Here is a 10,515-nt window from a genome sequence, read left to right on the forward strand (position 1 = left end):
ATAACTCGACAATTAGCCTATAAATGCCGTTGGTATGGGAGAAATTACATCGAAATAGATAGATGGTTTCCTAGCTCTAAAAGGTGTAGTAATTGCGGGTATATTGCTGAGAAGATGCCGTTAAATGTTCGAGAATGGGACTGTCCAGACTGCGGGACGCACCATGACCGAGATATTAACGCCAGTAAAAACATTTTGGCCGCAGGACTTGCGGTGTCAGTCTGTAGAGCGACCATAAGACCAGAACAGAGTAAATCTGTTAAGGCCGGTGCGGAACCCCGCAAGGGAAAGAAGCAGAAACCTAAATCGTGAGGTTTGGGAATCACCGTCCGTTTTACGGCGGTGAGGATGTCAAGGATCGAGATGAGATTGAAACCACTCTCAAAGCGGCTTTTCTCCAGTGTGAGGCTTTATTCTGTCCTCTCAATCAACAACAAAAAGAAATTTTGTTAGAGGTGTTTTTTGAGCGAAATTCCCTCGCTGATGGCAATCCCCTAGACGAATTAACATCTATGCAAAGGGAGATTTTGCTGGAATTTATCCTCAAACAAGAACGGGAAAATTTAGCTTGGAAAAGTTCCCTTCTCAATGATTGGCTTAACGATCGCCCTTCTGGTGCGGTACAATTTATCCGCGATCAGTATGGCTTGGCTTGGTTGAACAGCATAAAACCGATTCATTGGCAAGAATATTTACAAAAATTAAGGTTAACCAGAGAAAAATTACAGGCGGGAGATACGATCGAGGTGTCTAATGGATTATGGGAATGGATTCCCGCAGACGCTCCCGATAGTTGCGACTGGTTTCCCTGGGAGGTAATAGGAGTAAAGGAAAGTGAGGATGATTCCCCCCCTGTTAGTTGCCGTATTCGCTTTCAAAACGGTGAAGAATGGGAAATACAAGGGATATATCAGTGGAATCGCCCTAATTGGCGTTTTCTGACCTGAAGGAAGATCACTGCTCGGTTATCGGCTAAAATTTAAGATATGTAAAGAAGGGAGATAAATTTTATGGCCGCTAATGTTGAGATATATACTTGGAGTTCCTGTCCTTTCTGTATCCGTGCTAAAGCATTACTCAACAAAAAAGGGGTGGAGTTTACCGAATATTGTATCGATGGTGATGAAAGAGCGCGAGCCAAAATGTCCGATCGAGCCAATGGTCGTACAAGTGTACCACAAATTTTTATAAACGATCAACACATCGGGGGCTGCGATGACATCTATGCTTTAGATAGAAGTGGTGGTTTAGCTCCCCTGTTGCAGAATTAAGGATAAAAACTATTAATGAAACTAGCCTTTATTATCGATCCGATCGAGTATTTAGATCCGGGCCATGATACCAGTGTAGCTATCATGGAAGCTGCCCAATTATTAGGCCATGAAGTCTGGATGACTTCCATCACTAATCTCAGTGCGATTGCGGGAAAAGCTTGGGCAAAACTAACCAGAATTGAACTGGTTCCTGTGGAGTTAAAAGATAATCATTGGGTGGCTGTATCTCAATGGTATCAAAGACAAGAGACAGTTTTTACCTGTCTAGAAAACTTCAATTTTGTCTGGATGCGAAAAGATCCTCCCGTGACGATTGCCTATCTTTATGCCACCTATTTATTAGACCTGATCGACCCCAAAAAAACCAAAGTAATTAACTCAACTAGGGGTTTACGCCATGCCAACGAAAAGTTATATACTATTCACTTTTCTCAGGTAATGCCCGCCACAATTGTTTCCCAAGATAAAGCGACAATTAGGGAATTTGTCAACCAAAAAGGGGCGGCAGTTATGAAACCTTTAGGGGGCAAAGCAGGGGAGGGAATTTTATTTCTTAGTCCCGAAGATCGCAATCTCAATTCAATGATTGAAATTAGCACAAAATGGGGACAAGAACCGGTAATGATTCAAGATTATTTACCAGCTGCCCAAGAAGGAGATAAACGCATTATTGTCCTCAATGGTGAACCGATCGGGGCAGTTAATCGTATTCCCACCGGTTCAGAATTTCGCGGTAATATGGCCGTGGGTGGACGAGTGGCAAAAACAGAAATCACCGCTCGAGAATTAGAAATCTGTGCCACTTTAGCCCCAAAATTACGAGAAGATGGCCTATATTTTGTCGGATTAGATGTGATTGGTGGCTATCTCACGGAAGTTAATGTCACCAGTCCCACCGGCATTCGCGAGATCGATCGATTAAACAATGTTAGCTTAGGTCAACAGGTGATTAAATGGCTAGAAAATTTTTGGGGAAATGGGGAGTATTTTCAGTGAACAGTAAACAGTAATCAGTGAAAAGACAGTAGGAAACTTCTATTTAATACTGCTCACTTAAAACTCAAATCTGATAACTGATAACTGATAACTGATAACTGTAAAAAAATGAATGCTTTATCAATACCGACGTGGATGGTTCATGTATCGAGTGTCGTAGAATGGATAGCGGCGATCTGGTTAGTGTGGACCTATGGCGACATCAGTAGCGATCGATCGTGGCGAATGTTATCTTGGGGGATGTTACCCGCTTTAATTGGGGCCATGTGTGCCTGTACATGGCATTTTTTTGATAATATCAGTGCCTTATCCTGGTTAGTCACCCTACAGGCAGCCATGACTGTCTTAGGAAATTTTACCCTCTGTGCTGCCGGTTGGTGGCTGTGGCGTTCCAGTAAAATTAGCGTTAACAATGAATAAAGAGAGTTTATTTGCCATCTCCCTGTTTCCCTATCTGGGGTTTCTTTGGTTGATCACTCGTTCGGGAAAAATGCCCCGTTTAGCCTTAATTGGCTTTTATGTGCTGTTAATCTTCGTTTTTATCACCATTCCTGCCGGTATCTACGCCAAAATCCACTATGGTCAAGAATTGGCTAACGTCGATTGGTTACACGGCAGCGCCGAACTTTTCCTCACCCTCTCCAATATTCTCGTTGTCTTAGGTTTTCGTCAGGCAATTTTAGCGAAAAAGGAAACAGAGAAAGGGGAACAGGGAACAGGGAGCAGTGAACAGTGAACAGTAAACAGTAATCAGTGAACTGACAACTCACATCTGACAACTCACATCTGATAACTGATAACTGAATTGTGATACAATCGCCCCAAAACGTCCCCGCGTCAGTCAAATATGTCCCCGATTACACCGTCCATCAGTGTCAACGAACCAAACCCGCAGGCTGCTATCCAGACTTTATCGGTAGTGGTTCCCATTTATAACGAAGTGGACAGTATCCCCCATCTCGTCGAGAGTATCGCCACGATTTTGCGTTCTTATCAAATTAACTACGAGATTATCTGTGTTGACGACGGTTCTAAGGACGGTTCCACCGAGGTTTTAACTAATTTAGCCAAAAATCGCGATGATCTCAAGGCGGTAATATTGCGACGCAACTACGGACAAACCCCCGCCATGGCTGCCGGATTTAATTATGCCACGGGACAGGTCATCGTTACCCTCGACGGCGATTTACAGAACGATCCCAATGATATACCCCTATTATTGGCCAAATTAGAGGAAGGTTATGACCTCGTGAGTGGCTGGCGCAAAAATCGCCAAGATGACCGGGTAAAACGGCTTTTACCCTCAAAAATAGCTAATTGGCTGATAGCAAAGGTAACAGGGGTCAAATTACACGACTACGGTTGTTCTTTGAAAGCCTATCGAGCCGAATTAGTCGCCGATATGAATCTCTACGGGGAATTACATCGCTTTTTACCCGCATTAGCTTTTATTGAAGGGGCAAAAATAACCGAAATTCCCGTTAATCACCACGCTAGACGGTTCGGACAGAGTAAATATGGTTTAGGTCGCACAATTCGCGTGATTATGGACTTATTTACTGTCTTTTTTATGAAAAAGTTCCTCACCCGTCCGATGCACATTTTTGGATTCTACGGACTTTTATCGATGGTAGTGGGGATTATTTTAGGCACTTATCTGACTATTCTCAAACTCGGTTTCGGACAAGAAATCGGCGATCGACCTTTGTTAATCCTGGCCGTGTTATTCTTTTTAACTGGGGTACAATTACTCTGTTTTGGTCTTTTGGCAGAAATTTTGATGCGAACTTACCATGAATCCCAAAAACGTCCTATCTACCGCGTTCGTACTGTTGTCGGGGATAGGGGATTTTTCAGTGAGCAGTAAACAGTAATCAGTAATCAGTGAGCAGTAATCAGTAAACAGTGAACAGTAAAAAGACAGTAGGAAGCTGCTATTTAATACTGCCCACTTAATACATACTGCACACTTAAGTAGGGAGGCACAATTATTTGTAGGATGGGTTAGCGCACTTCGTAACATGAGCGGGTGTTGGGTTTCATGCTTCAACCCAACCTACGTTCTGATAACTGATAACTGATAACTGATAACTGAAAAAAATATGACTATTTGGGAACTTGATTTTTATTCGCGGCCGGTGGTGGATGAAAATAATAAAAAAAGATGGGAATTGTTAATCTGTGAAACTCCGGCAACAATCGATCGCTCCTCCGATACACTATTTAAATATGCCAGTTATTGTCCTAATACGATGGTTAATTCCCAATGGTTAGGAGAGGCAGTTACTGCAGCTATCAAGGAAGCGGGAGTAACTCCCAAAAAAATTCGCTTTTTCCGTCGTCAGATGAATAACATGATTAGCAAAGCTTGCGAGGATATCGGTATTCCCGCTTCCCCTAGTCGTCGCACTCATGCTTTAACTAGATGGATAGAAGAAAGAATGGTTAATTTCTACCCTCAAGAAGTTGGTTATGATCAAAATTTAACTAAAACCGCTTCCGTGAATTATCCTCCTTTAAATGCGGTTCCCCTTCCCGATGCTGTCCGGGGAGATAAGGCAGATAAATGGGCTTTTGTCACGCTAGAATTGTCTTCTTTTAATGATATAAAAGATTGGGATATTAGCTTCGGAGAAAATTTGCCTATACTAGGGATGGGATTAGATGAGAATCAAAAAATCCCCGGTTTAGTTATTTTTTCTCCCCGCGCTTTACCCTTAGCTGGTTGGATGTCAGGGTTAGAAATGGCCTATTTAAAGTTAGAAACTGGTTCTCGTCCTCTGCTACGTTTAGAAACGGGTGCTAGTGATAGCTGGATTCTCGTCAACGTCACTAATGCCGAGACTTTAACCGAAGCCAAAAACTTTGAAGAAGCTAAACAAAAAGCGAATAATCTGCATTTTTTAGCCATTCAATCTAACCCTGAATCGGAATCCTTCGCTGGTTTTTGGCTATTACAAGAAGGCTATCAAGAGTAAAGTTTAGTAAAGGTGGGTTTTCAATCCACCCCCACAGAATTAACTTAAAAACATTGTCTAGTCCAACTACCGTGTAACCCGTAGGGAATATGATGTTTAAGATGAATAATCCCTAGGGAATTAGTGATATCTTTAGCATCTAAGATTACCACATTCGATCGATGATTGGCCGCATCGTAAGTGACTACCAATAACCAACCATCATCTTCAGCAATTCCATCGGGTTTAGGCACAAAAATTGGTTCACCCGCAAATCCCCGAGGAGCAAAAGAATGTAACTGTTTTTCTCCCGTTAATAAGTCCAGTTTTAAGATTGCTTGCAAAGGAGCATTACCAGTGGCATGATGAGTGGCAGCGATGTATAAATAACGGTAATCTCGACCAACTTTTGCAGGATTAATGCTGGGAAACTCACAACAATGCTCTAGAATACATTCTCTTGTAACGGTATTTTCTGATAAATTTAGTGTAAATCGCCACAGATGTCCGGGAGCTAAACTATCAAAATCTACCGATTGAAAATTGCTATTTGAATCCAGTTGTGGTAAGGATTGATAACAAATAGAATCGATATAAATTTTCTCCCCTTGTTCAAAAGCATTGCTATGATGGAACACAAAACCTGATGGAGTTTCTAAAACTTTCACTTCTCTTTTGTTAGGATCCCGGGGGATAATAATAATCTTAGTTAACTTGTCCGGTTGATTGATGACGCATTCTCCCGCACCTTTTAACCCAAAAAGAAAGGGAAAAGGATTATAACTAACCGGGTTTTGGAAAAAGATAGCGTAGTGGGGAGTAATAACAAAATCGTGGATAAAACAGAAGCCCGGTATACTGTGGGTATGACGACGTAATAACTTACCCGTGGGACTAATTTCGTAGAGAGTAATGGAACTCGACAAACCCGTTTTAATGGCAAAATTTACCAGACAAGGTTGATGATTATCGAAGATACAAGCGGGATCGATGCGAGGATGAGCTGCAAAAGAATCGCCTTTTTCTAAGATACCATCGAGATAGTCTAAACCAATAGTATCAAGGGTTTTAGCATCGAGGCGATGGGGTTCGGCCGCTTCCCAAAGTGCCAGTAATTTATTACCCCAGTAGATAACATTAGTATTAGCAATATTTTTCAGACGCAAATCAAAAGCATTGCCGAAAATTCCCCCCGGTTTTTTCGTGCCGAAAACTCCGCGATAAAGGGGTTTTCCCGCTTTCTGTTCCTGGAGATAACCCTCAGTTTTCACAAAACGATTACGATAATGTACGCGCCCATGATTGAAGCTAATCGCACTGATCATACCATCCCCATCGAAGGGATGAGCGATCGCAGTGCCAGCGATATCGAGTAAACCGGGGCCGTTTTTAAAGACTGTACCCTGTAAATCGGGGGGAATTTGCCCCTCGATGTCTTCTACCTCGTAATCGTACTCGTTAGGTTGGGATTGATAGCCTTTTTGCCAATCCTGACGATTATAGGATTTTTCGCCAATTGTCGGAGTTAATACCATAGTAGTTTTACGTTTGTATTTACTTTTCTTAACATAACTTAAAACTACCAGAGCTAAAAAGAAGGGGGTGGCGAATCATTTTTCCAGCTATTCACCCCCTCCTTGTCGTCATGTTATTTAACAAACAACATTTCTTGATAGGTAGGTAAGGGCCAGAAATTGTCGGCCACTTCCCCTTCCAGTGTGTCAGCATATTCGCGCACCTTATCCATCAAGAGACGGATCGTTTGAGCGGAATACTGCATATGTTCCTCGATCGAGGCAAAATCCTGTTTAGCTATGGCCGCACTCAGTTTGCTAACGCCATCCATCAGTAATTTAATTAGATTCGAGACAGTTTGGGCGCTTTCCTTATCGATCTCGATACCGATCGCCGCCGCATTAGCGATCGCCAAAGACAATTCCGACAAGTAGCGAACGGCAGCGGGATAAATAATCGTTTTAGCCATACTTACCACCAGTTTCGCCTCCACCTCGATGGCCAGTAAATACTGTTCCGCATAGACATCAAAACGACTTTCCAGTTCAACGGGAGTAAACACACCCATGCGGGTAAACAGTTCTTCGATATAATCGGCCTTCAGCACGGGTAAAGCATCGGCAGTGGTGCGGAGATTAGCTAAACCGCGCTCTTCTACCGCCATTTTGTGCCATTCCGGGGAATATCCGTTACCTCCGAAGATCACATTTCTGTGTTTGTCCATGATCTCCTTGAGAACACCCTGGGCAGCAGTCTTGAGGTCTTCCCCTGCTTTCATCCGGCTTTCTAAGTTATCCGCCACCCAAGTCAGGGAATCCGCTAGAATCGTGTTCATCGCCACCAGCGGCCCGGAAACTGACTGATTAGAACCCACGGCGCGGAATTCAAAGCGATTGCCCGTAAAAGCAAAGGGAGAGGTACGATTGCGATCGCCTGGATCCTTGGGAAATACCGGCAGGGTATCGACACCCAGATCCATCAACCCTGGGGCATCAGAACCCCCAATTTGTCCTTGGCTAATTTGGTCGAATACCTTTTCTAACTGGCTGCCCAAATATACCGAAATAATGGCGGGAGGAGCTTCATTTGCCCCCAAACGGTGATCATTGCTGGCGGTAGCCACCACTGCGCGTAAAAGCGGTCCGTACTTGTGAACACCACGAATAACCGCCCCACAGAATAACAAAAACTGCATATTAGCGTGGGGAGTATCGCCCGGATCCAGCAGATTGCCCTGGGTAGCGTTGCCGACAGACCAGTTAACGTGTTTTCCCGAACCATTAATCCCTGCAAAGGGTTTTTCGTGCAGTAGGCAAACAAAACCGTGTTTTTTAGCCGTACTTTTCAGCAAAGTCATAATTAACTGCTGATGGTCACTGGCCACGTTAGCGGCCTCGAAAAAGGGGGCAATCTCGAACTGTCCGGGAGCGACTTCATTATGGCGGGTTTTGGCCGGAATGCCGAGGCGATACATTCTTTCCTCGACTTCCTGCATAAACACCTGAACCCGTTCGGGAATCGCGCCAAAATAATGATCGTCGAACTGTTGACCCTTAGCGGCGGGTTTACCAAATAGGGTGCGACCGGTGAGCAGTAAATCGGGGCGACTATGGGCAAAATGAGCATCTACGAGGAAATATTCCTGTTCAGCACCGCAGCTGGAGTTAACGGGGGCGACTTCCGTATGTCCTAAGAGCTTCAGCACCCTGGTGGCGGCTTTACTCATCGATGAAATCGAGCGTAAAAGCGGCGTTTTTTTGTCGAGGGCCTCTCCTGTCCAAGAGATGAACACCGTGGGGATACACAGGGTTACACCATTATCCGTCTCCATGACGTAGGCTGGACTGGTGACATCCCAAGCGGTGTAACCCCGCGCTTCAAAGGTGGAGCGAAGTCCGCCGTTAGGAAAGGAGGAGCCGTCCGGTTCACCCTGTACTAAGACTTTGCCCGTAAATTCTGTGATCACCGAACCGTCGCTCTGCACGGAGATAAAACCATCATGTTTTTCGGCGGTGGCGTTAGTCATCGGATAGAAGACGTGAGCATAGTACAGCGCCCCTTTGGACGTGGCCCAATCTTTCATCGCAGCCGCTACCGCACCGGCGATGGAAACGTCTAATTTTCCACCGGTTAAAATCGTGTTTTTGACCGATTTGAATACGTCTTTCGGCAGACTGGCCTGCATTTTGCTCAGGGTAAAAACATCGGTTGCCCAGAGGGCCTCTAAACGTTGCGGAATTTTGCTCGGTAGGGGTTTACGATCCGTTACTTGAGAGATAGCTTGAACACGCGTTCCATAACTCATAAGTATTTTTCCTATTGTGTTGTGTCGTGGATGAATGGTTACTTTACTTAGGCGATGACAAGTTTCCTCCTAATTTTGATGTTGAATTTCGGTCAGAGGCTATTCTCCGCTCAATAATTTCGATCCCACGGCACAAGCTTCTGTGCGGTTTTTATCTGCTCGCGCCCGCCTCTTTCCCGATCAATTAGCAACACCAGCCTTCATCTTAAGAACAGATAATCCAGATCTTTGTATCAAACATTACAAATATCCCAAACCCGATCTTCCCCAAGCGATCGCACCTCACTCCCTCTTGACCCATGCAGGGGAACTGAGAAAACGGGTTTCTTTGAGAAACCCGTTTTCTGGAGATAAAACTCTATACATCTATGCAATCGATAAAAAAGCGATACTTGACAAAATCGGGGGGGGGGGTAGAATCCTGGGGGAATTTATCCAAAATTGTTCATGAATTCTACAACTACCTTCAAATCTCTCTCTCTCTCTGGTGTTGTCCTCGCTGGCACAGTTAGCGCGATCGCTGGAATGACTGTCCTCCCCGCCAGCGCCGTCACCTTTACTGGAACTGGTACTGGTTTCAACATCCCCGACAACAACGCCACAGGTGCTTCCAGCACTATTACCGTTCCCACCAGTTCCAACTTCTCGATCACCAACATCACCGTCACCCTCAATAACCCGATCCACGGCCGGATCGGCGATCTGATTGCCACCCTCACTCACGTCGATACCGCGACGACGGTGAGCCTGTTCAACCGGATCGGTCGCGTTGGCTCTGGGCTTGGCGATGACAGCAACTTCGCCGGGGGCAACAACTACAGCTTTAATGATGCCTTTACTGGCGACCTCTGGGCGGTGGCGGCTTCAGGGGGTAGTGCTTTTGTCATCCCCGGCGGCGACTACTTCCCCACCGGTGCGAACAGCGGCACTGCGGTTCCCATGCTGGCTTCTTTGGGTGGCCAACTATCCAGCGGCACTTGGCGGCTGACGATTTCGGATAATGCTATGTCCTCTGGTGGCTCTCTCGGTAATGGTTGGACTCTGAACTTGCAGGGTACTCCGATTCCTGAGCCAAGTTCGGGCTTGGGTTTACTGGCATTGGGCTTGTTGGGTGCGGGAGCGGCACTCAAGCGCCATTTGAATTAGAAATATTAGTAGGATTGGTTGCTAACTCATCCTAAGCGGGGTAGGTGTCTTGCCTGCCCTGTTTTTGTTTGGGGGTTGCCAACTCGCGCTAGATTAGATTCAGGCAACTGTATCGATCTCCATAACTTTTTTAATCATGAGTCAATCTGCTGCTGCAATCAATACTAAACTAATTGATTCTCTTGCTCAAATTATCCTTTCCTTAACTGACGAAGAACAACAGCTTCTGCTACAAAAAATCCAGCATCCAGCCTTATCTGATGTCGATTTTCATCAAGGTTTTCCCTTTGATGTTCAAATTCCTAATACAGAAACGCTCGCC

General features: G+C 44.9%; 12 protein-coding genes. 10 read left to right on the plus strand and 2 right to left on the minus strand.

Annotation, left to right across the window (positions count from 1 at the left end; all coding sequences use genetic code 11):
- From IM322_RS18195 to IM322_RS18230, 8 genes are all read left to right on the plus strand, one after another.
- On the plus strand, positions 1–312 hold a 312-nt coding region (locus tag IM322_RS18195), incomplete at its 5' end, for a zinc ribbon domain-containing protein (RefSeq protein WP_287713289.1).
- The gene (locus IM322_RS18200) at positions 309–947 is read left to right on the plus strand and encodes a hypothetical protein (protein WP_287673959.1); all 639 of its coding nucleotides are present in this window, start codon (positions 309–311) and stop codon (positions 945–947) included. The genes IM322_RS18195 and IM322_RS18200, both read left to right, overlap by 4 nt.
- A 63-nt stretch (positions 948–1,010) precedes the next feature.
- Positions 1,011–1,271: a glutaredoxin 3 gene (grxC, locus tag IM322_RS18205; RefSeq protein WP_287673960.1), complete on the plus strand. Its 261-nt coding sequence runs from the start codon at positions 1,011–1,013 to the stop codon at positions 1,269–1,271.
- A gap of 15 nt (positions 1,272–1,286) precedes the next feature.
- Complete coding sequence (gene gshB / locus IM322_RS18210; RefSeq protein WP_287673961.1) at positions 1,287–2,270, plus strand: glutathione synthase; 984 nt, start codon at positions 1,287–1,289, stop codon at positions 2,268–2,270.
- Between the two features lie 108 nt (positions 2,271–2,378).
- The gene (locus IM322_RS18215) at positions 2,379–2,690 is read left to right on the plus strand and encodes a DUF2499 domain-containing protein (protein ID WP_002803528.1); all 312 of its coding nucleotides are present in this window, start codon (positions 2,379–2,381) and stop codon (positions 2,688–2,690) included.
- The gene (locus IM322_RS18220; protein ID WP_287673962.1) at positions 2,683–3,006 is read left to right on the plus strand and encodes a DUF3593 domain-containing protein; all 324 of its coding nucleotides are present in this window, start codon (positions 2,683–2,685) and stop codon (positions 3,004–3,006) included. Before IM322_RS18215 ends, IM322_RS18220 begins: the two co-directional genes overlap by 8 nt.
- A gap of 111 nt (positions 3,007–3,117) precedes the next feature.
- A complete protein-coding gene (locus IM322_RS18225) occupies positions 3,118–4,137 on the plus strand; it encodes a glycosyltransferase (protein ID WP_286825940.1) in 1,020 nt (339 codons plus the stop codon).
- 235 nt (positions 4,138–4,372) lie between these two features.
- Positions 4,373–5,248, plus strand: coding sequence for a Tab2/Atab2 family RNA-binding protein (locus IM322_RS18230; protein ID WP_287673965.1), 876 nt, complete (start codon positions 4,373–4,375; stop codon positions 5,246–5,248).
- 44 nt (positions 5,249–5,292) lie between these two features.
- On the opposite strand, the gene IM322_RS18235 is transcribed toward IM322_RS18230, so the two are convergent.
- Together IM322_RS18235 and IM322_RS18240 are read right to left on the minus strand one after the other, a co-directional pair.
- On the minus strand, positions 5,293–6,762 hold the full coding sequence (locus IM322_RS18235; RefSeq protein WP_287673967.1) for a carotenoid oxygenase family protein: 1,470 nt from the start codon (positions 6,760–6,762) through the stop codon (positions 5,293–5,295).
- 113 nt (positions 6,763–6,875) lie between these two features.
- Positions 6,876–9,047: a glutamine synthetase III family protein gene (locus IM322_RS18240; RefSeq protein WP_287673969.1), complete on the minus strand. Its 2,172-nt coding sequence runs from the start codon at positions 9,045–9,047 to the stop codon at positions 6,876–6,878.
- 447 nt (positions 9,048–9,494) lie between these two features.
- On the opposite strand from IM322_RS18240, the gene IM322_RS18245 reads away from it, so the two are divergent.
- On the plus strand, positions 9,495–10,193 hold the full coding sequence (locus IM322_RS18245) for a PEP-CTERM sorting domain-containing protein (RefSeq protein WP_002763653.1): 699 nt from the start codon (positions 9,495–9,497) through the stop codon (positions 10,191–10,193).
- 136 nt (positions 10,194–10,329) lie between these two features.
- The coding region (locus IM322_RS18250) for a hypothetical protein (RefSeq protein ID WP_287699203.1) at positions 10,330–10,515 on the plus strand (186 nt) is incomplete at its 3' end.

Source organism: Microcystis sp. M109S1 (assembly GCF_020247025.1).
Taxonomy (GTDB): domain Bacteria; phylum Cyanobacteriota; class Cyanobacteriia; order Cyanobacteriales; family Microcystaceae; genus Microcystis.